The sequence below is a fragment of the Neobacillus sp. CF12 genome (assembly GCF_030348765.1).
Classification (GTDB): Bacteria; Bacillota; Bacilli; order Bacillales; family Cytobacillaceae; genus Neobacillus.
This window is the reverse complement of sequence record NZ_JAUCEU010000007.1, coordinates 3,929,433-3,953,138: the sequence shown is the minus strand read 5'-3', so window position 1 is coordinate 3,953,138 and position 23,706 is coordinate 3,929,433. Positions and strand designations below refer to the sequence as shown.

The following is a 23,706-nucleotide window of genomic DNA, read 5'->3' as shown; positions in this document are numbered from 1 at the left end:
CACCTCTTTAGACCAAATTCTTCGGTTCTGCATTTTCCACTACTTCATATCCGCCAATCTTTTCAACCTGCATTTTAAAATTAGCCGATTGTATAATTTCGATTAACAACCTGCCGCTCGCACTTTCATAAAAGCTCCTCGTCATCAATAAATCATACTCTTCATCTGCTACAGGAACAAAGTCTAAGTCCATCGCTTTTGCCGCTGGATAAATCCCGAGTCCTGCACCATGAATATCACCATTTACTTCAGCTGCTACAGCTAGATGGGAAAACATCTCACGGTCGTAGCCGATAATTTCTTCTGAAGAAATCCCGATTTCCTCTAGGAGCATATCAAACAGAATCCTTGTACCGGCACCTTTTTGACGGTTAACAAAGTTTGCTTTTTTCTCAATGATGTCTAGTACATTTTCTATCTCAAGTGGATTTCCTTTTGGTAAGATCCAGCCTTGCTTTCTTTTTAAAAATGGATAAAGGATAACATCCACACCGGCTAATATTTTCTTTACATAAGAGATATTATATTGCTTTGTCTTTGGGTCAAGCAAATGAATGCCCGCTACGTGGGCCTCTCCTTTTCGAATTGCCATGATACCAGCCATGCTGCCTACATGTGCAGAAACGATTTTCATATCTGCACGAACTCTTTTTACCTGTGAGGATAAAAGATCAATGGTCAGATCGTGGCTGCCACAAAACATAATCGCATTTTTGATTTCCTCCAGCGGCCTTAATAGCTCTACTTCAGCAAAATCACCTTGTTCATAGCCAATTACGTTGGCTGGTACAACAAGAAGGCCATCTGCTCTGACATAGGACATCGTTACGCCCGCTGCTCGTGTCAGCGGATTGGCAACAAACTGTCCATTCACATAGCCGATATTCATTCGGATAAAGTCCTCAGCACCCATAGCTGAAACAATACGGCGGCCAAGCTTGACGGTAAGTGTTTGACGCTTTGGCTCTGGTATTTGCAAATACTTGCAAATCAGCGGCCGAACAAACCATTCTAATGCTAAATAGGCGGAAACAGGATATCCTGGTACACCTACAACAATTTTCTCATTTATTTTTCCTAAAATAACAGGCTTGCCAGGTCTTGCGGCAACACCATGGGTAAAAACAGTACCGATTTCGCCAATAATATGAACAGTGTAATCCTTCGATCCTGCTGATGAGCCAGCATTAATAACGATAATATCAGATTCTTCCGCTGCTTTTAGCAAAACAGACTTAATCATTTCAGGATCGTCTTTGACAATCCGATGCAGTCTTGGTTCGCCGCCCCAATCCTTCACAAAGTTTGCAAATACTGTTCCATTAAATTCAATGATGTTTCCTGAGGCAAGCGTTGTATGTGCCTCTACAAGTTCGTTTCCAGTTGGAATAATCGTGACGATTGGCTTTTTGATAACCGGAATTTGCAGCTGCTGTCCTGCTAACAGAACTCCCAAGTCAGCAGGTCTCAGAATATGTCCCTGTGGAAATAGCATTTCCTCTTGGACAATATCCTCTCCAATAGGGCGGATATGCTGCCAAGGTGTTGCTGGCTCGATAATTTCAATCGTTTCTTCATCAATCATATCTACATGTTCAATCATAATGACAGCATTATAAGGTGTAGGAATGGCATTTCCCGTATCTACGATCGAAAAATCTCTTCCCAATTTAAGCTGCAAAGGATTTTGCTCATGAGCTTGGTAGGTTTTTTCCGCGATAACAGCAATCCCATCCATGGCGGATGCATGGTAATGAGGCATAGACACATTTGCAAAAATCGGTTCAGCGGTTACACGGCCAAGAGCATCAGTGGTTGGAATTATTTCTTTTTCAAGGGGCAAAGAAAACGCATCGAGAATTTCTCGCTTTGCTTCCGATCGGGGTTTGTCTTCTAAATATATTTTTCGTTTATACGTTTTGCAGTCCATCTATATATCCCCCTCATCGTGTTGCAATCACAGGTACATAGTCTCCCTGTGAAATACCCTCTTTTTCTGAAGTAATTTCAACAATTCCATCACTTTTTACTAATGTCGTAATGAGTCCTGATTTTCCGATAATTGGCTCTGCCCACCATTCTCCTTCTTTTTCGAACAGACGGACGCGTATATAATCAGACCTGCCCATAGCAGAAGGAATATTTTTCGTAATGCGAGCAAAAATTCGGTCTGGTTTCTTATCTATTTTTTCACCTTTTAACTTTTGAAGTATTTTTTCGCCAAAAAGCATGAATATAATCATCGCTGAGGCTGGATGTCCTGGCAAACCAATGACAGGTTTTCCATTTGCCATCGCAAGAATAGTAGGTTTTCCCGGTTTAATAGAAATACCATGGACAAACACACCTGGCTCCCCTAGGGAAGAGATGACATCTGTTGTGTAGTCCTTCGCACCAACCGAGCTTCCTCCTGAGAGAATTAAGCAATCCACTTCATTATATAATGCCTGTGCTTTTTGCTGAAACTCTTGAAAGTCATCCTTAACAATTCCGCCATAAACAACCTCTACATTCCATTCTTTTGCGAGGCCTGCGATCGTCAAGTAATTAATATCACGGATTTGGCCAACTGAAAGTTTTTCTGTTTGATAGGGAACAATTTCATCACCAGATGATAAATACCCGACCTTTAGTTTTCGATAGACTGTAACTTGATTAATTCCAAGGGAAGCAATCGCACCTATCTCTTGCGGTCTAAGCAGCGTTCCTTCTGAAAGGAGAATTTCTCCTTCACGAATGTCCTCACCTGCACGGATAATATTTTCACCAGGCGCCACTGGCTTATAGGTGTTCAATAGGCCATCATGGTCTTCACAATGTTCAATCATGATAACGCTGTCACTTCCTGGGGGAATCATCCCGCCTGTTGGGACATAGACTGCATCTCCTTGACCGACAGGAATAGACGCCGATTCACCCATTTTCACCTCTCCAACCACCGTTAAAAATCCCGGCATGGATTCGGATGAACCGTAAGTGTCCTTTGCTTTAACAGCATAGCCATCAACGGTTGAGCGGTCAAAGCCTGGGACATTTTCCTTTGCGGTGACAGGCACCGCTAGGATTAAATGAAGAGCCTCTTCAAGTGGCACTTCTTCTGTATGTTTGATTGCAGTGACTTTTTCCTGTATCATTGCAAAGGTTTCTTCCACTGTTTTTACTTTGAAAAATTGCACTGTGCTTACATCCTTCCTATCTACCGGTTTCCAACCACTTTTTTGCATCCTCATAATCATGCGGGTGATTCATATTGAAAAAGACACGCTCCATATCAACGCTGCTGTAGGCTTCTAGTTCTTTTTCCGTTACATAAAGGACATTTAAATGATCAAGCAGATGTTTTATTGGAAGACGTCCATTTTCAATACATTCTTCAATTCTATTTACACTCTTCTTATGAAAAACCGCACATAGAGTCTGCATTTTTCCATTAATGACTGGAACTAAGGCATCATGATGGTCAATCATACCTACAAGGGTCGAAGCAAGTTCCCCGGACATAAACGGCATATCACACGCTGTAATGAAATTCACATCACAATCCGAAGCACGTAAGCCGGCATGAAAGCCTGCAAGCGGTCCCTTTCCAGGATAGTGATCGGACACCATTTTTACTCCTAAAAACTGATACGTTTCCAAATCATTGGTAACGAGAATGATATCATCAAAATAGATTTTAAGACTATCAACCATTCTTTCGATTGTCGTTTTCTCATTTAGTTTTAAGAGAGCCTTGTTCGTGCCCATTCTGCTCGATTTTCCACCTGATAAAATAATAGCCGCGGCTTTCATGAATGATGCACCTACTTAATTTGTTTGTTTTATCTGTCTAGCTACAGCGCCTAGGGGCTCGGGGTCATAAGCCAATCCGCCAAGAAGGTAAAAATCAACCTTCTCGTCGGCTCGTCTTATGCCTGACGCCCCTGGGCAAGGCGCTTCCGCTTTTCGGTTTCTCCTACTGCTTGGTATCCTTGTTCCTGGGCTATGAAGTCTAGGTGAATCGTATTTAAGTCCAGCATGGCAGCGGACGGCTTGCTAAGATATTGTCTTGTATCTATCACTTTAATATAACCCGTACACTTTTCGCAAACCTGAATTTGTGAGGAAGGGTCTCCTTCAATCGTTATAAACTGTATAGTGTTATGGTCATCATTGCCACAGTGCGCACATTCAATTCGTTTTGCATTCCAATGTGCAAGACAGCGAGGACATGTCATCACCTTTTTGCCTTCATCTTCTAGTACTGCAAGCCGAGCTGGTTCGCCACAAACAGGGCAGCCTGCTCCTGGGATAGCGTGAGTAATTTCATGCTGGATTTTTTCTGCTGTTAACTGCAGGTATGGCCGTAATGCTGTTTCAGCAAGGAATTGCGGAATCCACTCTTCGATCCCATTTTCCTGTGCAAAACTAGCAAAGTAAACACTGTTAAATGAGAAGGCTTCATCAATCCAACGAATGACTGTTTCTTCGTTTAATAGTGTTCTTACACCAGCAAGCTTTGTTTCAAGTTCATGGTTACTTTTCGATAACAGTACATTAATCTCCTCTATCCACTGTAGGAATAGTGAAATTTCAAAATTAATAGACGTTAATGCCGCTGCAGGTACTCCTGCAGACATTGCTGCCTTATCAAGGTTTGGGATAATTGCTTCTGGATTAATGCTCTTTTTCCAATTCTCTTGAAGGGTTAAAATATCCTTCTGCAAATTCTGATATTCTTTTGAAACAACGGATTTTTTCATCATTGTGCACCTCGTTTAATTTTTTTCTGTGTAAATGCCTGTTGATTTGCGGTCCGGGGAGCCTCCTCGGCGCCTTAGCGCCTGCGGGGTCTCCCTTGCCCCGTCCTCCCGCAGGAGTCGAGCGCCCTCCGCGCAAATCAACAAATCAGTTTCTTTAAATAAAGGCTGTCCTGCGAGAGACAGCCTTTATTTGTATAAAATTTTTTAGTGATGTCTAGCTACAGCGCCTAGCCCCTCGAGGTCACTTCGGTCCTGCAGATGAAGTCAAAGAGCGACTTCACCTGCAGGACCTCCAGCGCTTGTCGGGGCTGACCAAGGCGCTTCCGCTTTTCGTTATTAAGCGCCTTTTTTCTTATTCTTGTTAGGACTAGTAGGTTTATGAGGGCCGTCTAATTTAGGGAAGTTGCCTTTAGCGACTTCTTCATCATACCAATCCGGATAATGTTCTTGCGCCCACCAAGCAGGTACTTCACCTGTGATAACACCGGTATATCCTGGTTTAGAGTTTTTGTGAATAACAGATAGATAGATATGTCCTACGACTACCGCTATAGCAAGACCGAAGCCAACATTGTGCAGTAAATATCCCCACTGTACCACTGCTCTTGGAAAAACTTGCGGGAACCACATTGGGAATCCTGAACCAATGATTAAGATAGCTGTGAAAATTTGAATGATGGAGTTAATCTTTTCACCAGCATTAAAGAATGTTTGTCTAACGTGCTTGAAATTGAAACCGAAAAGCTCCTTAACAAACTCTGTAAAGAACTCTAAATCGCGTTTCTTCCAGGTAACAAGTTCTTTCATCCATAGCTTAAAGCCTTTAAAGTCAAAAATGACCCAGATAAACGTCGGTGTAATAAACGCAACCGCGAATATTCGGTGAAGGAGACGAGCTCCTTCTGGTCCGCCAAGAACTGGATACAACCAGTCAAAAAACTCCGTATACATAGGTAGCGCAGTGATATAGAGTGCTAAGAACGAAATGGCGTTAATACCATGCGCCCAAACAAATGCCTTCGAAAAACGTCTTACTTTTACTGTCGACTTTTGAGGTTTACTCATGGTGTTCACCTCCGTCTTCATTTTTACCATTCTTTTTCTTACTAATAATTGTGTTCGTAATAAATGCTCCTACAACTGCCATTGTGGTTGCACCGATCATCATTTTACCAATTGGCTGTGCATAGTCTTTCCAAACAACTGCGGATGTCGGAACCTTAGGGTTTTCAGGTAAACCGTAAACAGATGGTTTCTCTGCAAGTACATAAACCGTATGCGTTCCGCCAACACCTTGTGGATTGTAGACCATTGCGTTAGGGTAGCGGTCTTTAATTTGTTTAACACGTGCTTCTGCTTTTTGAATCATCGCAGCTTTGTCGCCGAATTCCATGGCTCCTGTATGACAAGTTGTTACACAGGCAGGCTGTAAGCCTTCTTCAAGCCGATCGGTACACATTGTACATTTATTTGCTTTTTTGTATTTGTCACCATTTTTATCAACATATTCTTTAAGAGAAATAACTTCAAATGGACAGTTATTGACGCAATATCCACAGCCAACACATTTCTTATGGTCAATGACCACCGTACCAAAATCCGTGTAGCTGATCGCATTTTCTGGACAAACCTTTTCACAAGCTGCATCCGTACAATGGAAGCATGCTGAGTGACGGAAAAGATAGTCAAGATTACCTTTAGAATCTTCGTGCTCAATATATTGCAAGACATTCCAAGTATCAGCAGTTGTTTTTGCATGGGACTGAGCGCTTCCTAAGAAGTCCTGCGGTTCTGCCGGAAGGTCATTCCAGTTTTTACAGGCAACCATACAGGCACGGCAGCCATCGCACTTGGTCACGTCAACAAATTTTACATATTCAGTGGCCATTAGTCAGCCCTCCTTACGTCACAGAGGAATGCCTTATATTCAGGAATGGTTGTATTGGCATCCCCAATATGAGGCGTCAGGCGATTCGCTGTCTCCCCAGTTGCGATTCCTTTATAACCAAAATGCCATGGCATTCCGATTTGATGAATATCTTTACCATTGATTTTGTGAGGCTTAAAGCGTTTCGTCACCATCGCATAGGCTTTTACCTCACCACGTGCAGAGCTGACAATTACTTCGTCTTTATTTTTAATACCCTTTTCTTTTGCTAACTCTTCGCTCATTTCAATATACATATGTGGTACAAGCTCTGATAACCATTCTTGGTTACGTGTCATTGTTCCAGACTGCCAGTGCTCACTTACTCGGTAAGTGGTTGCTACGATTGGGTAATCTGCCTTGAAGCCACGCTCATTAAATTTGCCCTCGAATAGTTGAATAGCAGGGTTAATTTCCTGACTTGAGAATGGATTCTTAACCGGGCTTTCAAAAGGCTCATAGTGTTCTGGGAATGGACCATCGTTTAATGTTGGTGCAAACACGCCGCCAACACCGTCATTCATCATGATAAATGGATCCTCAAAACCAGCGTCGCCAGGCTTCCTCGCTGCAACAAAGTCCGGAACGTCTACTCCTGTCCATTTACCTTGTACTGCGTCATACCATACAACCGCTTTTTCCTTATTGTACGGAACACCACTTGGATCACATGATGCGCGGTTGTAAAGAATACGGCGGTTCATTGGCCATGCATACGACCAATTTAGATATAAGCTCATTCCGGTATCTTTTTTATCACGGTTTTTCGCACGGTTCTTGCCTTCTTCAGGATAGAATCCGCAATAAATCCAGTTACCTGAACAAGTAGATCCGTCATCTTTTAAATTTCCAAAGCCAGCAATCAGCTTGCCAGTATTGACGTCGTAACCATTAATTTCTTTACAAACAAGGTCAATATCTGGATGGTGGCCTTCACCGTAATTCCAGTAAAGTGCATTGATTGGAGCAGCAGTTGGGCCTGCTTCATTTTTATATAAACCTTTAATTCTAGTTGCAAGTTCATGGATAATTTCTAAGTCTGCCTTTGATTCACCAAGCGGCTTAATTGACTGCCAGCGGTATTGCATCCAGCGAGCACTATTTGATACGCTTCCTTCTTTTTCATAGGAAGAACATGCTGGAAGAAGGAATACCTCTGTGTTGATCTTAGATGGGTCACTTCCAGCTTCTGTTTGCCAGAAAGCCGAAGTTTCCGTTTCCCAAAGGTCAACAGCTACTAACCATTTTAAATTAGATAGTGCTTCTTTTTCTTTCCCTGCATTTGGTCCGCCGACTACTGGGTTTGTTCCAAATAGGAACGCACCTTCTAGCGTGCCATCATACATCGCCTTAAATAAGTTAATGTGTGAGTAGTTTTTGTTGCCTTTTGGCAGGTATTGATAGCCAAATTCATTTGCTGCTGTAGCATTCGGTCCATACCAAGCTTTTAATAAGCTGACGATGAACTTCGGCTTGTTGCTCCAATACCCTGTTTTTGGTGTTTCTTTTTCCAAGTGGCCAGCAAGGGTCGCATTCTCAGGAATCTTAGATGTTGGGGCATTTAGGTAGCCAGTTAGGTTTCCATAAAGTAAACCAAAGTCAGTTGAACCTTGTACGTTTGACTCGCCGCGCATTGCGTTAACTCCGCCGCCTGGTAAGCCAACATTACCTAAAAGAAGTTGGATGATTGCAAATGCACGAACGTTCTGTGTACCAACTGTATGCTGAGTGGTACCCATTGCATAAAGAATTGTTCCCGCTTTACCTACTTGACCCGTTGCACAGAATGCATCATAAACCTTTAATAAATCTTCTTTTGGTGTTCCAGTTATTTTCACAACTGAGTCAACATCATAGCGGGAATAGTGTTTTTTCATTAATTGGAAAACAGACCTTGGATGTTCTAAAGTGAAATCTTTCACTAATTTCCCTTCAGCATCCTTCTCAAATGCCCACTGTGTTTTATCATAAGCACGCTTCGTATCGTCATAACCTGAGAATAAGCCGTCTTCAAATTTAAAGCTATCTTTCACAATAAAACTTGCGTTTGTATATTTAGCAACATACTCTTTGTGGTAAAGATTATTATCGAGCGTGTGTTTAATCATCCCGCCAATAAACGGAATATCTGTTCCAGAGCGTAGTGGTGCATAGATATCAGACATTGACGATGTTCTTGTGTAACGAGGGTCAACGCTTACAATTTTTCCACCATTATCCTTCGCTTTTTGCAGCCATCTAAAACTGATTGGATGGTTTTCCGCTGGATTTGCGCCCATAATCAACGCACAATCGGTATACTGCAAATCATTCCAACTGTTTGTCATTGCTCCACGACCAAATGAAGGTGCCAGACCGGCAACCGTAGAACTATGTCATATTCGTGCCTGGTGCTCTAAGTAGGTGACACCAAGCCCTCTCATCATTTTAGAAAGCAGGTACGTCTCTTCATTATCAAGAGCTGCTCCGCCAAGGCTGGCAATCGCCTCGGTCTTGTTCACTGTCATGCCATCTTCACTTACAACAAATGTTTTATCACGTGTTTCTTTCGTACGCTTGGAAATGGTTTCATACATCCATTCCCAGTCTTTTTCTTCCCACTTATTACTGCCTGGTGCGCGATAAAGCGGTTTCTTAATCCGTTTTTCTGAGGTGTACAATTGTCTAATTGTTGTACCCTTGCTGCATAGCTTACCTTCGTTAATTGGGTTATCCGGATCCCCTTCCGTATAAACCACTGTGTTGTCCTTGGTATGGACTAAAATTCCACAGCCAACGCCGCAAAAGCAGCAAATGGTTGGTGTTACAGTTGATTTGGCAATTTTAAATTCTTTTGTGCTGGCATGAGCTTTTTTCTCATTAAAGCCTAGCTCAACGACTGCTAACGTTACGGCAGTTGCACCAGACAACTTCAAAAATTGCCGGCGGTTTAAGTTGATTTCAACCATTTTTCTATCTCCTTCCCATAATTGAATAAAACATCCCTTTTTTCTGTTTCTAATCCCCGGTATTTACGTTGATTCCCCCCTTCAATGCGTCTCTACAGCGGGTACTTCCACTAAATCATTTTGTACTCGGCCTGTTGAGGTGTAGATATTAGCCATTTTCCCTCGTAAATAACCAATTACCTCTATGTTTAAGTATTTAGCCAATTGAACAGCCTGCTTAGTTGCTGCTGTTCGTGAACCAATAACAGGAAAGCCAAATTTCGCTGCTTTGGAGAGCATTTCATATGAAACCCTTCCGGTTGTTAATAAGACCAACCTTTCGGGATCTAACCCTTGTCGTAGCGTGTGGCCAATGATTTTATCGACTGCATTGTGCCGCCCAATGTCTTCACGGACAGTAATATTGCCTGATTCTTCTACAATACAGGCTCCATGCATACCGCCAGTTTCTAAGTAAAACGGTGAATTTTGAGCAAATTCACTTCGCTTTTTTAATAAATAGCTCAATTTGTAACTGTGTTCAGAAGACACTTTTTGAAAGTTCTTCACGTCGGTCATCGAGAAAAATGTAACTCCACGACCACATCCTGCTGTGTAGTGCTTCTTTTTTGTAAATAACTCTTCTTCATTAAAGCCATTCAGAAGTGAAACATTGATGCTCCCCATTTCTTCATTAATGGTAATTGATTCAACCTCACTCGCTTCCTGAATAAATCCTTCAGAAAACAAATAACCATAGGCCCAATCCTCTAAATCGTGTTTCGTTAGTTGAAATACAGCAATCTCATACCCGTTTAAAATTAAGGTAATGGGATATTCATCAGGACATCCTTTGCGGTACATTGTTTTCCCTCCTTTTTCAGGAAATAGTTCTTAGCGTATCCATTTTAATGATGTTACTTAGCCTTCTCAGCGACATTTATCACAACTAAATGCATATTAAGTGCTAATAAGCTATGTCTTTTAAATTTATAATAGATATCGGTGCCCTACTCATGGGACTTTGACGAATCTTGGTCGTTTCTGTGGCGAATTAATGAATTTTATTAAAATTCATTGCATTTTCACTACACAAACGTTGTTATATCACCAATTGTAAGCGATTCCATCTAAAGTTTTATATCTTTAGTACTATCGTACGATGGGTCCTTTTTCTCGGAAGTAAGAATTATCACAGTTAACTATTTATTTAGTGTAAAAACGGTCATTTGTCATTTTTCTGACAAAATCAAGGCATTTCAAAATTTCTACTATATTTCCACATTTGATTTATAATAGGAATAGTGATTTTCCACAATTAGCTTTTAGGAGGCATACATATGACAATCAAAAAGGTAATGACAATCGCAGGTTCAGATACAAGCGGTGGTGCAGGGATCCAAGCGGATATCAAAACATTCCAAGAACTAGGTGTTTATGGTATGACAGCATTGACTACCATCGTTACGATGGACCCTAAGGATTGGCACCACAGTGTATTTCCCATTTCCGTTGAGACACTCAAACCACAAATTGATACTGTCCTATCTGTAGGAATAAACGCAATGAAAACGGGTATGCTTGGTACGGTTGAAATTATTGAGTTAGTAGCAAAGGTGATTGATGAACACAAATTAGAAACCGTCGTCATTGACCCAGTTATGGTTTGTAAGGGTGAGGATGAAGTATTAAATCCAGAAACAACAGATGCGATGCGCGAACTATTATTACCTCGTGCATTGGTTGTGACTCCGAACCTTTTTGAAGCAGGTCAACTTGCTCAAACGGGTCCCGTTAAAACATTAGAGCAAATGAAAGAAGCGGCTGTGAAAATCCATGACTTAGGCGCTAAGTATGTGGTGATTAAAGGCGGCAGCAAGCTTTTAACCGAAGAAAAGTCGATTGATCTTTTATATGATGGGAAAGATTTTACCATTTTTGAATCGGAGAAGATTGAGACGAACTTTACACATGGTGCCGGCTGTACCTTCTCTTCTGCCATTACAGCAGAACTGGCAAAAGGCAGCACTGTTATAGAGGCTGTTGAGGTTGCAAAAGACTTCATTTCAGCCGCTATCAGCAAAGGCTTCCGCCTAAATGAATTTGTAGGACCTACCTGGCATGGTGCCTACCGCGGTTCAAGTAAACCAACTGAATACTGCGTAGATTGTGAGTAAAGAGGTTTTAGAGCCATCCCAATGAGGATGGCTCTTTTTTTATAAGGCATAGATTTCGCATTTTTTAAGTGATTTTAGTATGATAGTTACATTATTAACTACACTAGATTATAGATTACATATCTTGCATAGGGAAAGGAGAATAGAATAATGGAACCGATTAAGGATTATAGCCAAGTTCAAGAAGCGATAAACGCTTACGCGAATCAGGATGTTTATATTCACCTTGAAACAACGAATGGTGCCTATGCCTCTCACCATGATCAAACCTTCTTTTCAGCAGGTGCCTATATCCGCAACGCATTAGTACGCTACGAAATCGGAAAAATCACCGGAAATGACCCCTATCGTGTTGGCTTAAAAATAAATCTTGGCTGGATTTACGCAGAAGGTCTCACTCATTTTGAAATTGATGAGCAGAACCGCTTGCTTCTTGCGGGTCATGATAACAAAGGGAAACTTGCCGTTGCCCTAGAAATCAGCACAACACCGTTTGAATAAAAGAAAGAAAGAAAGGAGGATCCTTTTTATGGAAAAAGAACGTCATGTATTAGTCATCTTTCCACATCCGGATGACGAAGCTTTTGGGGTATCTGGGACAATTGCTACTCATGTACAAAATGGTACTCCTGTCACTTACGCGTGTTTAACATTAGGTGAAATGGGCCGTAACATGGGAAACCCCCCTTTTACCAACAGAGAGAATCTCCCAAAAATCAGAAAAGAAGAGCTTAAGGCAGCAGCACAGGCATTAGGAATTCAAGATTTAAGAATGCTGGGCTATCGTGATAAAACGGTTGAGTTTGAAGATGATGAAAAACTAGCAAATGCCATGTTGTCGTTAATTACTGAGGTAAATCCATCACTCATTATTACTTTTTATCCGGGTTATTCCGTTCATCCCGACCATGATGCCACCGGTGCGGCGGTTGTAAGGGCAATGGAAATGATGCCGTCTGCCGCAAGGCCTAAACTGCACTGTGTTGCTTTTTCAAACAATTGCGTGGAGGAACTTGGTGAAGCAGACATAGTCCTCAATATTAGTGCCGTTGCAGATAAAAAGCTCGCAGCTATTCAAGCTCATCGGTCACAGACGGAGCAAATGTTTGGAGACGTGACAGAAAAACTAAAAAACCAAGATCCGCAAATGATGGTATGGATCAACAACGAAAGATTCTGGACCTATAATTTCAAAAACTAACCCTTCGCCATTGACGAAGGGTTTTTTTAATATGCTGGTTTTATCAAGGTGCAAAGTTTGCACATATCAAGGATAATGATTTTCCTTGATTTCATATCAATGATTCCTTCTTTTTTTAGCTTCGAAAATACACGACTAACACTTTCTCGTGAAGTACCCACTACCGTCGCAAATTCTTGAATCGTCAAAGGGATTTCAATATTCCATCTCGTCGTTGAAGTATTAAATTTGTTCCCCAACCGTTCTAACGTCCTAACTGTCTTCGCATAAACATCTAGCAATGCTACATCTCTTAAGGTGGAAGTCATTTCACGAAGAGCATCGCTCATGTATTCGATCATTTGAACAGCAAGATCGGGATATTCATGAAGCCCCTTCTCTAAATCTATTTTATCTAAAAAGAAAAGCTGACCATCTTGGAGCATAGTGGCCGTCGCCGGATAAAGTCCAGATGTTTTTGAGAATAGACAAGCCTCCGCAAACACATCACCTTTTTGCTTCATACAAACAATGATTTCGTTTCCGTTTTCATCTTGTTTGGTTAGCTTTACCGCTCCGGAATGAATAAAGAATATCCCTTTGGCCACTTCATCTTCACAAATAATCTGTGCTCCTTTTTTAAAGGGTAATGTTTGAATCCGATTTGCGATAAGCTGAATGGATTTTGCAGATAAATCCTTAAAAATGACAATTTTACGAAGGAATTCCTCGATTTTCAACTCTCTGACTCTACCTATTGGATGGTCCACTAAAGCATGAATAGGATTCATTCTGCCACTCCTCCCTTCTATTTTTAACCCTGTGATTCCACATATGTACTTTTATTGTAGTTAAAATTTTCACATCACGTAGTGATAATCTTCACAAAACGTTCAATTTTTCAAAGCCTTATCATTTCAACCCACTTCACAAAACGTTCAAACATGGTTAAAAAAATGTGCGGAACATCACATTTTCAACCTGGAAATCTTATTACTATGAAGTTGTTCAATAGACACAGAAGGAGGGGGAAGTATGAATAAGGCAATGATCAACTTTGCCATTAGCTTAATAATTGGTTTTGGTCTTGGGTACTTGGTATTTGGTGTCATAATGGGAGATTCCGATAAACAGCCTCAAGTCGCTCAAACGCAAGTAACAGAAGAAGCAAGTGAAACAGATGACCAAAAAGAGGAAGCAAAAGAAGAAACAGTTTCGGTAGATGCTGATAACATCCTTAACAGTAAAGGTTGTCTTGGCTGTCACGCAGTTGATTCTCTTGGTTTAGACGGCGGGGCAACAGGTCCAGACCTTTCAAAGGCCTTTACAGATGTTGAAGGTAAGCATGGAAAATCAATTGATGAATTCCTAAAAGAACCAACTTCCGCGGTTATGTCGAGCGTTATTGGCGGCAGCCCGTTAACAGATGAAGAACGCACGCAAGTGTTAGATATGTTAAAGCAAGCTTCTGAAAAATAATAAGGTGGTGTGATAGATGAAGAAATGGATTCCAATCGCCTCTGGTTTACTAGCAGGTTTTGTAGCAGCAACGATAACATTCGCTGATTTTTCAACTAGTACGAACAATCAAGCTGCTTCTAGTACTGCCAAAAGCGATGCTGAAAAAGTGTATGTACCATTCGGAGAAAAAGATGATTACTATCTATTTGCATCTGGCGGCCACTCCGGTCAAATGTTTATCTATGGTGTTCCATCGATGCGTCATATTCGGACCGTTCCAGTATTCTCGCCAGACTCTGCAACAGGATATGGATTTGACGAGCATTCAAAAAAATTATTAGGTGACTATACTTGGGGAGATCTTCACCACCCAGCTTTCTCAGAAACAAATGGTGACTATGACGGAAAATATATGTTTGCTACTGATGTCGGCAACAGCCGTGCAGCCGCAATGAATCTAGAAACGTTTACTGTAAAAGACATTATTAATGTTCCAAATACAAGCGGCCCGCACTGCGCGGCGTTCGTTACGGAAAATACAGAGTATATGTTCCTGCCAACACGTTTCGCCGTACCAATTGGCTCTGAATACAAATCATTAGATGATTACAGCCAGGAGTACCGCGGCGTAATGTCAGCTGTAACGTTTGATCAAAACAAAGAAAAACTCAATATTGCTTACCAAGTTGCCCTTCCGCCATGGTCTTATGATTTATCTGACGCTGGTAAAAAAAGTTCAGCAGACTGGGCAGTAATGACAACGTATAACACAGAAGAAGCAACAACGAATCTTGAAATTAACGCTTCACAAGCTGACCGTGACTTCATTGTTCTTTTTAACTGGAAAGAGCTTGAGAAAATGGTTGCAGATGGACAGTATGATGAAGTAACCGGTCAAAAAATGATTTTCCCTGAAAAGCATAAAGGTGGTATTTACCTTGTTCCTGTTGCTAAATCACCACATGGTGTTGACGTAACGCCAGATGGAAAACACTTTATTGCTTCTGGAAAACTTGCGCCAGCAATGACCGTATTCTCTTTTGAAAAAGCCTTTGAAGCGATTGAAAAACAAGACTTCGCTGGCGAGCGTAACGGTATTCCAATTATCAACTACGACTCTATTATGGAGAGAGAAGTTAACCCTGAAAACGCACTTGGACCGCTTCATACTCAGTTTGATGATAAAGGCATGGCCTACACAACCATGTTTATCTCTTCTGAAATTGTGAAATGGGATCCAAAAACAGGCGAAACATTAGACCGTGTACCTGTTCAATACTCACCAGGACACTCTGTAGCTGCAGAAGGTGATACAGTGGCACCTGATGGAAAATGGCTGATTGCTCTAAACAAAATTGCAAAAGACAGCTATTTATCCGTTGGACCTTCACACCCTGAGTCGATGCAATTGATTGATATCAGCGGGAAAATGAAAGTTATTCAATCTTCACCGGTTAACCCTGAGCCACACTATGCGCAAATTATTAAAGCAGATAAGATTAAGACCATTGAAGTTTATGAGAAGGATGAAAGCAATAAGCTTGCGACCTATAAACAAGATCAGGCGAGGATTGAACGTAACGGAAATGAAGTCCATGTCTACGGTATCGCGATGCGTTCGAAATTTATCTTTGACGCGAAAGCAAAACGACCTGATGTGATTGAAGTCAACCAAGGAGATAAGGTGTTTATCCACTTAACAAATACTGATTTTGATGAGGATATTACCCATGGATTTGCCATCAACAGCTATAACTTAAACATTGAGGTCCAGCCTGGCCAAACGAATACAATCGAATTTACTGCTGACAAAGCAGGTACATTCCCGCTTTACTGTACTAACTTCTGTTCAGCACTACACCAAGAAATGACCGGCTACTTCCTTGTAAAGCCTAAGAACTAAAAGGGTTGATGGGTATCAATTGATTCAATTGGTACCCTTCTCCGTTTAGAAAGGACTTGTTTTACATGAAGGCAAGAAAACTATCACTGGTTTCATCATTACTCATCGCACTTGCGGCAGGTTTAGTTGTTCTATCTTTGTTTTTTCCTTGGTGGCAAATGATCTTCTTTGCCCCGCAGTATCCAGAAGGATTAAATATTATCGTGTATCCGAATAAACTTGAAGGTGAAATTGATATTGTTAACGGCCTAAATCACTATATTGGCATGGAGAATTTCAGTGAAGAAAACTTCCCGGAATTAGCGTACCTATCTTACTTAGTCATTGGTTTAGCAGCTATTACTCTTTTGACAGCCATCCTGCGAAAGAAACCATTGCTTTATGGATTGATAGGACTGTTTATCATTGGGGGCGGGCTCGGTGTTTGGGATCTTACACGTGCGCTTCGCAAATTCGGCACCAATTTAAGCCCAACAGCACCGATAAAAATTGACCCATTTGTTCCGCCCCTTTTAGGGCATAATACAGTTGCAAACTTTGTCACCGAAAGTATTCTCGGATACGGTGCGTATTTCCTCATTGCAGCCTTTATTTTATTATTAATTCCGTTATGGAAGGATCGAACAAGATGAATAAATTACTGCTCATTCTTTTCGTTTTCTCTCTAACCTTTATAGTACACCCAGAGAAAAATAGCGCTGCCGAAAACTTGCAAGCCATGATCGACAGCTTGGAAGAAGGAGCAGTTTTAAAGCTTGAAGAAAAAACCTACGAAGGCAATATTGTCATCGACAAGAGATTGACGATAATCGGCTCAGAGAAAACAGTCATCAAAGGTGACGGGACTGGGAACGTCATCTCCATTAAGGCACCGAACGTGACGATTAAAAAGCTGACTGTTACAAACAGCAGTATGAACCGTAACTCCTCAGAGGAGTACGCAGGTATTAAAATTCACAGTAACGGAAATGTGGTAGATCACATTAAGATTACTGATTCTTTTCATGGAATCTACTTAAGTCAAGCACACGACAATAAAATCACCAACGTTACGATAAAAGGAATGGGTAAAGGAGAAATTGCTGCACAGGGAAATGGGATCCATGTCTATTACGCAAATAATAATCTCCTAACCCATAACACCATCGAAGGCACCCGTGATGGAATGTTCTTCGATTATGCAAACAAGAATGAAAGCTATCAAAATAAGATTAGTAACACGCGGTACGGCCTGCATTACATGTATTCAGATGAGAACATTTTTAAAAATAATACCTTCACGATGAATACGGGCGGCGCTGCGGTCATGAATTCCAATCGCCTATTGCTAGAGGATAATCACTTTATTGTAAACTATGGAAATCAATCATTTGGATTATTGCTGCTGCAAGCGAACGATAACCAGATAAAAAACAATACCTTTTATATGAATCAAAGAGGTATCTACATTGATCAAGCGACAAGAAATAGTATTCAAGGTAATAAAATCTCTCAAAATCAAATTGGGATTGAACTTTGGGCTAGTTCCAATGAACAAATTTTCACCGGAAACCTGATAACCGAAAACACTATTCCCGCCGTGACAATAGGAGGAAGTGGCGAAAACAATTTCTGGAGTCATGAAGGCAATGGAAATGACTGGGGAAACTCCTTCCCGCTCACCGATTTAAACCAGAACGGCATTGGGGACTTTCCTATAACTTATCAATCTTCGCTTTATCAATTACTTGAAGATCAGGAACTATCTTATTTATTTTTAAAAAGTCCTGCACTCGGCATTTATGAAAAAATGAATGCAGTCCTGGGTGATGAGAAAGTTATGTTTAATGACCCGCACCCTCTTGCAGCTGCAAAAGGTACGAGCAACCTCATCCTTGTTGCGGTGATAGGGCTCGCCGCAGTGCTGATCTTACTAAAAGGGAGACATTTACTATGCATTACATTTGGAAGGAATGGAAGGAAAACATAAGAGGAAAAGGATTATGGCTCGCATTAAGCATCATTGTTCTGATTTCAGTCAGTATCTTGTTTCGTTCCACAGCCCTTTCATTTGATAAAGGCTTTTATGTTCTCTTAATTAATTTATTTGATACGATTATTTATTTTATCCCGATACTTTGCTTGTTTATAGGTGCCTTTTCTATTTTTCAAGAAAAGGAACAAAAAACGTTAATCATGCTGCTGACCAAAAAGGATAATTACGCAAGTTTTTTACTACGTAAGAGTCTAGGCCTCTATACCGTCGTCCTAGTCCCGGTCCTAGTTTGGTTTTCTATCTACCTGCTCTTACTTAAGTTTAACTTCGAGCTTGATATAAAGGCTTATTTCATCTTTATATTGGCAATTGTAGTGATGTCACTGCTGTTCTTACAAATGGGTGCCGCTATCGGAAGTTTTAGTACTTCCAGAATGCAGATTATTGGTTATACGATTTTTGTTTGGTTTTACTTTTTCTTCTTACACGACTTTATCTTGCTCTCGTTTTTGCCAGCCGTTACCCATGAAAATGTAAAGTTGTTCTCAGTAGGCTATTTTTTAAATCCATTGCAGTCAGTTCGAATGTTCTTAGAAACAGGCATGGGCGTTTATTCCATGGGTCACATGTCACGTCTTCTCCAAGCCTTCATGTGGACGAAGCCAGCATTCTTTCTGTTAGGAAATCTATTGTTCTGGCTTATTACTTCTATCTCAGCAGGTATTGTTTTTCACCGTAAGGAGGGCTTCGAATGATCACGGTAACAAATCTAAACCAATCCTTCGGGAAAAAATTGATCCTGGAGTCTATCAATATTGAAATCAATAAACATGAAATTTGTGCCCTAGTCGGGCGCAACGGTGCAGGAAAGTCCACGTTTATCAACAGTCTTCTAGGACTACTTCCTGTCAAACAGGGCTCGATTATCATTAACGGCGTTCAAGTTACGAAGAAAAATCATGATTGGAAAAAAGCGATTGCCTATCTGCCAGAAAAATTTCAACTTTATCCGATGCTGACGGGTCATGAAAATATAAGCTTTTTTGCTGAGGCAGTTGGAAAGACAGTGGATCAAGAGCGGATAGAGAGTGTCCTTAGGTCGGTAAGTCTATGGGATGACCGTGAAGTGCAAGTGAAGAAATATTCCAAAGGCATGCTGCAGCGCCTAGGACTAGCCATCACTCTCTATCAAGATTCAAGTATTCTGATTCTTGATGAACCTACTAGCGGGATTGACCCGATGGGGCGAAAGGAAATACTAGAAGTGTTAAAATCGCTTCATGATAAAACCATCCTGCTCTCCTCTCATCATCTCGATGAAATTAGATCGGTTTGTACACATGTGGCCTATTTAAATAATGGAAAAATGGAAAAATACACGGTGGATGAATTCTTACTTACACATAATCTTGGAGGGATTGAATCATGAAAAAAGCGATGAGGCTGACCGCACTGCTGCTGCTTACTGTACTTGCAGGCTGCAGCGGCGACCCTGAGTATAGCATTAAAGTCACAAAACCAATCTATCATCAACCTGATAAGGAAATGCCCTTTGAAGTTAGAGTAAGTGAAAAGGATGAGGCAGCAGAAGGTCTTACTGTTTCAGCGGAATTTTCAATGACCAATATGGACCACGGTACAACGGAAGTGGAGCTCACAGAGGAGGAAGATGGGCTATATTCAGGTACCGTCCAACTGCCGATGACAGGGAAATATGAAATATTCTTTATCCTTGAGAAGGATGGGAAAAAGACTGAACAGACTATCAATTATGAGGTGAAACAACCGGAAGGCGTTGCTTCGATTAACGGTGAATGGATTACCTATGAAGATTTAGACTTCTACAAGTTTATCAATTACCTTCAGCTTGCTATCAATCGTGAGACAGACCAAAAGCGTTATATAGGCGACGAATTGAAGGAAGCCTTAACTTACTGGGAATCACAAGAAAAGTTGATTGAAGACCAAAATCAACTGTTAACGCAAATCATCCGCCTGCGGGCAATGGCCATGCTCGCTGAAGAAAAGGGGCACTCCGCCACTGAATCCGAAGTGGAAACAGAAATCAATAAGGTCCGCGACCAATACAACCAGTTCGAATCCGCGAAGGCAATGATTAACGAATATGGTGAAGAGAAATTTTGGGAAACCGAAAAGCAGCAATATCAAATGATTGTCCTCTCCCAAAAAGTACAAAAAGACATGATAGAGAAGGTAAAAAAAGAAAACCCAGAAATGAGCCAGCAAGAAATCAACTTCCAAGCCCAAAAACAATACGAAGAACTCCTAGTATCGCAAGTAAACTCATTAAAAATCGTTATCCTTTAAATGGAGAAGTAATACGGTGACAGCAACCTTTTATGCAAAAAAATCTGCATAAATGCACCTTTTTGTATATTTGGTGCCTGTCACCGTATGTTTTTACTCTTCTGGTGTGTTGATGATTTTTAGGGTTTTGAAGCCGAGGTTGATTTTGTAGTTTAGGTTCCAGTTTGCGCCTTGGATTTCGATTTCGTTTTCTTGGAGGGTAAATCTGAGCATGACGTCATTGTCTTCGTCGATGATGACGTATGAGTTTCTGTTTGTAAAGATTTGATAGGTTGGATGGGCTATCAGCGTCCATCCATATAGTAATTTATTACTTTTTGTCGTCATAATCACACCAGCCTTTATCCAGTTACTTCAGATTGGTTAGCAAAACTCTGTACAATTTGTCATCCTTTTGATCAGGATTTCCCCTGCCGTCTGTGTTGTTGCTGACAAAATAAAAGTATTCATCATCAACAAATACATCTCGTATCCTTCCTAATCCCGTCAAAACCGGACTTGTTAGTTTCCTGTCTAAGTCAAATTCACGGACTGCGCTTCCCCTTAATGTTGCAGCGTACAGTTTCCCATTATGTGCAGCCATTCCTGAAGGAGCCCACGTTTCTTCACCAGACTGAAACAAAGGTGTCACCATTCCAGTTTTACTTTGATTTCCTTCAATTAGCGGCCATCCATAATTTGCTCCAGGTTTAATCAAATTGATTTCATCATGTGCGGATTGCCCATGTTCACTCGCATATAGTGTATTTCCTATCCAAACAAGTCCCTGAGGATTTCGATGGCCGTAGCTATAGACGTAGGAATTCTCAAAAGGATTATCCTCCGGAATACTGCCTTCTAAATTCATCCTTAAAATCTTCCCGTTTAAGGACTTTATATCCTGTGAAAGTTCTGGGGTAGTGGCATCACCAGTGGTAATATACAACTTCCCATCCGGACCAATCTTCAGACGACCGCCATGATGATAGGCTGCACTTGGAATCTGATCAAGCAGAACCCTTTCCTCACTCCACTTATTCCCTTCATGGCGCAAGACGACCACACGATTAAACTGCCCCTGATCGTTCCAATACGTATAATAAGCAAACGCCTTTTGATTATCAGAAAATCCCGGATCGAGTACAAAGCCAAGTAATCCAGCTTCCGCAGCTTTCGCAAGCGGTTTTTCCAATTCAACCTGTTGTCTGTCCATTTCACCGTTATCAATTTTTACGATACTTCCTGTTCGTTCACTCACATAAAAAACCTGATTCACCTTACTGATTGACCAGGGAACCCTCAACTCTTCAGCCACCACTTCAATCTCTGGCTGCAGGACAATCGCCTCATCCTCAAGAGAATCTTTGGACGTGAGATTTTCTTTTTCAAAAAGAGAACAACCTGATATCAAAAGTATCACGGATAATAAAATGGAACACAATTTGAGCATTTATCTCTTCCTTCCTATAACACTTCCACTATTGCCTTGCCTACTCCATGTTCATCATTGGTTGCCGTAATCACATCACAAAGAGATTTAATTTCATAGGCAGCATTCCCCATTGCAACGGCTCTGCCGACTCTTTCTAGCATCGAAACGTCATTAAAACTATCGCCGACCGCCATTGTCTCTGCCAATTCAATTCCTCTTGCTTTTACAAATGCTTCAAGTGCTATTCCCTTTTGTGCGTTCTTATTCGTAATTTCGAGATTCTCATGCCCCGAGCTGGAAATACTGAGGTCACCTAAGTCATGAAGAACGGTAGATACAGCCTCCAGCCTCTCGGAATCAAAGGAGAATGCTAAAAATTTATATAATTGAACTTCCTCATTCGCAAAGAGAAGGTCATAGCTTTCAATAGGATGAACTAAGCCATCTCTAACTCTAGCTCCTGCAGCGTGAATCACTTCTTCTTGATTGACATCTGGATTGGCGCTGACCACAATATCAACAAGAATTGAAACTGCCTTTTCTAGATCTACACTGTATGTACCTTTGTTTGTGTAAGCTTCAAAATAGACATCGCTCTCCGTCAGTTTCTCTGCAGCTTTTCTCGCGATTTTTTTATCAATTGGAACAGTCGCTAGCACTTCACCATCTTTTGCCCGAACCTCAGCACCATTGACACCGATAACGGGACATTGTAATCCGACAGCATCCAAGACATAGCGTGCTTCCTGATAAGACCTGCCAGTAGCCACGACCACTTCAATTCCCTGTGCTTGTGCTTTTAAAATAGCCTCTTTGTTTTCCTGACTTATTTGTTGAACGGAGTTTAATAATGTTCCATCCATATCTGTTGCAATACACTTAATCATGTTGTCCACCTATTTTCCTTTTAAGTTATTGCCATTCTAACATGATACCACTAGACATTTTCACCATTTTGCTCATGAAAGATACTTACTTCCTTCTCTTATACTTAACGGAGCAAGCTGGTTGTCCCTAATAAACTCTTTAACAGACACCGGGTTTGTTTTCGAGTACTCCCTTAAAGCCCAGCCGATGGCTTTTTGAATGAAAAATTCCTTGCTATCAGCATTCTTCACGATGTAATCATACAGTAACGCTTCATTGGTTTGATCCTTATATTTTAATTGAAAAAGAATCGAAGTTCTCTTTAGCCAGAAGTTATCATCAACAGACCACTGATTAATATTCTCATTGATTAGTTCAGGATACTTCTTAGCCAGTTCCCCTGCTAAAGGCGCAATTGAATCGACACTATCCCACCAGGATTTTGTCGTGATTAATCCTCCCAAAAATTGAATAACATCCTTTGGCAATTTCTTGATGAATTTTCCCGTATATGTAATCGCTGTATATTGATATTCTCTTTCATCCTTTTCCCATAGACTAATCACAAAATCCTGGTTAAAAGGTCTTTTCAAAATCTCTGTCTCTTTAAAAAATTGCTTTTCAAGTTCCTTTCGAAGTGGCGACTTAATCCCTAAGAAGGGAAAATGGTCTTTCATATACTTTTTCATAGGACCAGAATTTTCTTCATTTCGGTTTCCTTCAAACAATGTTGTTACTACCTCTATTTCATGACTCATCCCTTTCCGCTCCTCTCCATTTGGAATATTATAACATTCTCCTCATACTT

Annotated in this window: 23 protein-coding genes and 1 pseudogene; 10 read left to right on the top strand and 14 right to left on the bottom strand. The window is 40.9% G+C overall.

Going from position 1 to position 23,706, the window contains the following annotated elements; all coding sequences use genetic code 11:
• Nucleotides 1–7: 7 nt before the first annotated feature.
• The 9 genes and pseudogenes from QUG14_RS18870 to fdhD all read right to left on the bottom strand — a co-directional run bounded on the left by QUG14_RS18870 (nt 8) and on the right by fdhD (nt 10,460).
• Entirely contained in the window at nt 8–1,930 is a 1,923-nt protein-coding gene (locus tag QUG14_RS18870) for a molybdopterin biosynthesis protein (RefSeq protein ID WP_289341985.1), read from the bottom strand.
• Between the two features lie 13 nt (nt 1,931–1,943).
• Complete coding sequence (locus tag QUG14_RS18865; RefSeq protein ID WP_289341984.1) at nt 1,944–3,176, bottom strand: molybdopterin molybdotransferase MoeA; 1,233 nt, start codon at nt 3,174–3,176, stop codon at nt 1,944–1,946.
• Nucleotides 3,177–3,192: 16 nt separating this feature from the next.
• On the bottom strand, nt 3,193–3,792 hold the full coding sequence (gene mobA / locus QUG14_RS18860; protein WP_289341983.1) for a molybdenum cofactor guanylyltransferase: 600 nt from the start codon (nt 3,790–3,792) through the stop codon (nt 3,193–3,195).
• Nucleotides 3,793–3,908: 116 nt separating this feature from the next.
• The gene (locus tag QUG14_RS18855) at nt 3,909–4,745 is read right to left on the bottom strand and encodes a formate dehydrogenase accessory protein FdhE (RefSeq protein WP_289341982.1); all 837 of its coding nucleotides are present in this window, start codon (nt 4,743–4,745) and stop codon (nt 3,909–3,911) included.
• Nucleotides 4,746–5,078: 333 nt separating this feature from the next.
• Complete coding sequence (locus QUG14_RS18850; RefSeq protein WP_289341981.1) at nt 5,079–5,807, bottom strand: formate dehydrogenase subunit gamma; 729 nt, start codon at nt 5,805–5,807, stop codon at nt 5,079–5,081.
• Nucleotides 5,800–6,630 carry a 4Fe-4S dicluster domain-containing protein gene (locus QUG14_RS18845; protein ID WP_289341980.1) on the bottom strand — a complete coding sequence of 277 codons (831 nt, stop codon included), beginning with the start codon at nt 6,628–6,630 and terminating at the stop codon, nt 5,800–5,802. The genes QUG14_RS18850 and QUG14_RS18845 overlap by 8 nt, the downstream gene beginning before the upstream one ends.
• Nucleotides 6,630–9,032, bottom strand: a pseudogene (gene fdnG / locus QUG14_RS18840) (formate dehydrogenase-N subunit alpha); the annotation flags it as partial. The pseudogene fdnG and the gene QUG14_RS18845, both read right to left, overlap by 1 nt.
• 12 nt (nt 9,033–9,044) lie before the next feature.
• Nucleotides 9,045–9,617, bottom strand: a complete 573-nt coding sequence (locus tag QUG14_RS29890) for a twin-arginine translocation signal domain-containing protein (protein ID WP_483310742.1) — start codon at nt 9,615–9,617, stop codon at nt 9,045–9,047.
• A gap of 81 nt (nt 9,618–9,698) precedes the next feature.
• Nucleotides 9,699–10,460: a formate dehydrogenase accessory sulfurtransferase FdhD gene (gene fdhD / locus QUG14_RS18835; protein WP_289341979.1), complete on the bottom strand. Its 762-nt coding sequence runs from the start codon at nt 10,458–10,460 to the stop codon at nt 9,699–9,701.
• A 476-nt stretch (nt 10,461–10,936) separates the two neighbouring features.
• On the opposite strand from fdhD, the gene pdxK reads away from it, so the two are divergent.
• From pdxK to bshB2, 3 genes are all read left to right on the top strand, one after another.
• Complete coding sequence (pdxK, locus tag QUG14_RS18830; RefSeq protein ID WP_289341978.1) at nt 10,937–11,773, top strand: pyridoxine/pyridoxal/pyridoxamine kinase; 837 nt, start codon at nt 10,937–10,939, stop codon at nt 11,771–11,773.
• A 150-nt stretch (nt 11,774–11,923) separates the two neighbouring features.
• The gene (locus QUG14_RS18825; protein WP_289341977.1) at nt 11,924–12,274 is read left to right on the top strand and encodes a YojF family protein; all 351 of its coding nucleotides are present in this window, start codon (nt 11,924–11,926) and stop codon (nt 12,272–12,274) included.
• 28 nt (nt 12,275–12,302) lie between these two features.
• On the top strand, nt 12,303–12,974 hold the full coding sequence (bshB2, locus tag QUG14_RS18820) for a bacillithiol biosynthesis deacetylase BshB2 (protein WP_289341976.1): 672 nt from the start codon (nt 12,303–12,305) through the stop codon (nt 12,972–12,974).
• Nucleotides 12,975–13,000: 26 nt separating this feature from the next.
• Here the strand turns inward: bshB2 and QUG14_RS18815 are convergent, their stop codons facing one another.
• Nucleotides 13,001–13,744, bottom strand: a complete 744-nt coding sequence (locus tag QUG14_RS18815) for a Crp/Fnr family transcriptional regulator (RefSeq protein WP_289341975.1) — start codon at nt 13,742–13,744, stop codon at nt 13,001–13,003.
• Between the two features lie 244 nt (nt 13,745–13,988).
• On the opposite strand from QUG14_RS18815, the gene QUG14_RS18810 reads away from it, so the two are divergent.
• The 7 genes from QUG14_RS18810 (at nt 13,989) to QUG14_RS18780 (ending at nt 20,620) form a co-directional block, all read left to right on the top strand.
• Nucleotides 13,989–14,432 (top strand): cytochrome C, encoded by a 444-nt coding sequence (locus QUG14_RS18810; RefSeq protein ID WP_289341974.1) that lies wholly within the window; start codon nt 13,989–13,991, stop codon nt 14,430–14,432.
• Nucleotides 14,433–14,448: 16 nt separating this feature from the next.
• Complete coding sequence (nosZ, locus tag QUG14_RS18805; RefSeq protein ID WP_289341973.1) at nt 14,449–16,317, top strand: Sec-dependent nitrous-oxide reductase; 1,869 nt, start codon at nt 14,449–14,451, stop codon at nt 16,315–16,317.
• A gap of 65 nt (nt 16,318–16,382) precedes the next feature.
• Entirely contained in the window at nt 16,383–16,949 is a 567-nt protein-coding gene (locus QUG14_RS18800) for a hypothetical protein (RefSeq protein ID WP_289341972.1), read from the top strand.
• On the top strand, nt 16,946–18,286 hold the full coding sequence (gene nosD, locus QUG14_RS18795; protein ID WP_289341971.1) for a nitrous oxide reductase family maturation protein NosD: 1,341 nt from the start codon (nt 16,946–16,948) through the stop codon (nt 18,284–18,286). Before QUG14_RS18800 ends, nosD begins: the two co-directional genes overlap by 4 nt.
• The gene (locus QUG14_RS18790) at nt 18,250–19,047 is read left to right on the top strand and encodes an ABC transporter permease (RefSeq protein ID WP_289341970.1); all 798 of its coding nucleotides are present in this window, start codon (nt 18,250–18,252) and stop codon (nt 19,045–19,047) included. The genes nosD and QUG14_RS18790 overlap by 37 nt, the downstream gene beginning before the upstream one ends.
• Nucleotides 19,044–19,721: an ABC transporter ATP-binding protein gene (locus QUG14_RS18785; RefSeq protein WP_289341969.1), complete on the top strand. Its 678-nt coding sequence runs from the start codon at nt 19,044–19,046 to the stop codon at nt 19,719–19,721. Before QUG14_RS18790 ends, QUG14_RS18785 begins: the two co-directional genes overlap by 4 nt.
• Nucleotides 19,718–20,620, top strand: a complete 903-nt coding sequence (locus tag QUG14_RS18780) for a FixH family protein (protein WP_289341968.1) — start codon at nt 19,718–19,720, stop codon at nt 20,618–20,620. The genes QUG14_RS18785 and QUG14_RS18780 overlap by 4 nt, the downstream gene beginning before the upstream one ends.
• Before the next feature lie 93 nt (nt 20,621–20,713).
• On the opposite strand, the gene QUG14_RS18775 is transcribed toward QUG14_RS18780, so the two are convergent.
• The 4 genes from QUG14_RS18775 to QUG14_RS18760 all read right to left on the bottom strand — a co-directional run bounded on the left by QUG14_RS18775 (nt 20,714) and on the right by QUG14_RS18760 (nt 23,656).
• Nucleotides 20,714–20,947 (bottom strand): hypothetical protein, encoded by a 234-nt coding sequence (locus QUG14_RS18775; RefSeq protein ID WP_289341967.1) that lies wholly within the window; start codon nt 20,945–20,947, stop codon nt 20,714–20,716.
• A 22-nt stretch (nt 20,948–20,969) separates the two neighbouring features.
• Nucleotides 20,970–22,049 carry a PQQ-dependent sugar dehydrogenase gene (locus tag QUG14_RS18770; protein ID WP_289341966.1) on the bottom strand — a complete coding sequence of 360 codons (1,080 nt, stop codon included), beginning with the start codon at nt 22,047–22,049 and terminating at the stop codon, nt 20,970–20,972.
• A 14-nt stretch (nt 22,050–22,063) separates the two neighbouring features.
• On the bottom strand, nt 22,064–22,918 hold the full coding sequence (locus QUG14_RS18765) for an HAD family hydrolase (protein ID WP_289341965.1): 855 nt from the start codon (nt 22,916–22,918) through the stop codon (nt 22,064–22,066).
• A 72-nt stretch (nt 22,919–22,990) separates the two neighbouring features.
• On the bottom strand, nt 22,991–23,656 hold the full coding sequence (locus QUG14_RS18760) for a DNA alkylation repair protein (protein ID WP_289341964.1): 666 nt from the start codon (nt 23,654–23,656) through the stop codon (nt 22,991–22,993).
• Nucleotides 23,657–23,706 lie beyond the last annotated feature (50 nt).

Coding starts and splice junctions, on each gene's coding strand:
- QUG14_RS18870 (WP_289341985.1), bottom strand. CDS start 1,930: ATGGACTGCAAAACGTATAAACGAAAAATATATTTAGAAGACAAACCC.
- mobA (WP_289341983.1), bottom strand. CDS start 3,792: ATGAAAGCCGCGGCTATTATTTTATCAGGTGGAAAATCGAGCAGAATG.
- QUG14_RS18855 (WP_289341982.1), bottom strand. CDS start 4,745: ATGATGAAAAAATCCGTTGTTTCAAAAGAATATCAGAATTTGCAGAAG.
- QUG14_RS18850 (WP_289341981.1), bottom strand. CDS start 5,807: ATGAGTAAACCTCAAAAGTCGACAGTAAAAGTAAGACGTTTTTCGAAG.
- QUG14_RS18845 (WP_289341980.1), bottom strand. CDS start 6,630: ATGGCCACTGAATATGTAAAATTTGTTGACGTGACCAAGTGCGATGGC.
- QUG14_RS29890 (WP_483310742.1), bottom strand. CDS start 9,617: ATGGTTGAAATCAACTTAAACCGCCGGCAATTTTTGAAGTTGTCTGGT.
- fdhD (WP_289341979.1), bottom strand. CDS start 10,460: ATGTACCGCAAAGGATGTCCTGATGAATATCCCATTACCTTAATTTTA.
- pdxK (WP_289341978.1), top strand. CDS start 10,937: ATGACAATCAAAAAGGTAATGACAATCGCAGGTTCAGATACAAGCGGT.
- QUG14_RS18825 (WP_289341977.1), top strand. CDS start 11,924: ATGGAACCGATTAAGGATTATAGCCAAGTTCAAGAAGCGATAAACGCT.
- bshB2 (WP_289341976.1), top strand. CDS start 12,303: ATGGAAAAAGAACGTCATGTATTAGTCATCTTTCCACATCCGGATGAC.
- QUG14_RS18815 (WP_289341975.1), bottom strand. CDS start 13,744: ATGAATCCTATTCATGCTTTAGTGGACCATCCAATAGGTAGAGTCAGA.
- QUG14_RS18810 (WP_289341974.1), top strand. CDS start 13,989: ATGAATAAGGCAATGATCAACTTTGCCATTAGCTTAATAATTGGTTTT.
- nosZ (WP_289341973.1), top strand. CDS start 14,449: ATGAAGAAATGGATTCCAATCGCCTCTGGTTTACTAGCAGGTTTTGTA.
- QUG14_RS18800 (WP_289341972.1), top strand. CDS start 16,383: ATGAAGGCAAGAAAACTATCACTGGTTTCATCATTACTCATCGCACTT.
- nosD (WP_289341971.1), top strand. CDS start 16,946: ATGAATAAATTACTGCTCATTCTTTTCGTTTTCTCTCTAACCTTTATA.
- QUG14_RS18790 (WP_289341970.1), top strand. CDS start 18,250: ATGCATTACATTTGGAAGGAATGGAAGGAAAACATAAGAGGAAAAGGA.
- QUG14_RS18785 (WP_289341969.1), top strand. CDS start 19,044: ATGATCACGGTAACAAATCTAAACCAATCCTTCGGGAAAAAATTGATC.
- QUG14_RS18780 (WP_289341968.1), top strand. CDS start 19,718: ATGAAAAAAGCGATGAGGCTGACCGCACTGCTGCTGCTTACTGTACTT.
- QUG14_RS18775 (WP_289341967.1), bottom strand. CDS start 20,947: ATGACGACAAAAAGTAATAAATTACTATATGGATGGACGCTGATAGCC.
- QUG14_RS18770 (WP_289341966.1), bottom strand. CDS start 22,049: ATGCTCAAATTGTGTTCCATTTTATTATCCGTGATACTTTTGATATCA.
- QUG14_RS18765 (WP_289341965.1), bottom strand. CDS start 22,918: ATGATTAAGTGTATTGCAACAGATATGGATGGAACATTATTAAACTCC.
- QUG14_RS18760 (WP_289341964.1), bottom strand. CDS start 23,656: ATGAGTCATGAAATAGAGGTAGTAACAACATTGTTTGAAGGAAACCGA.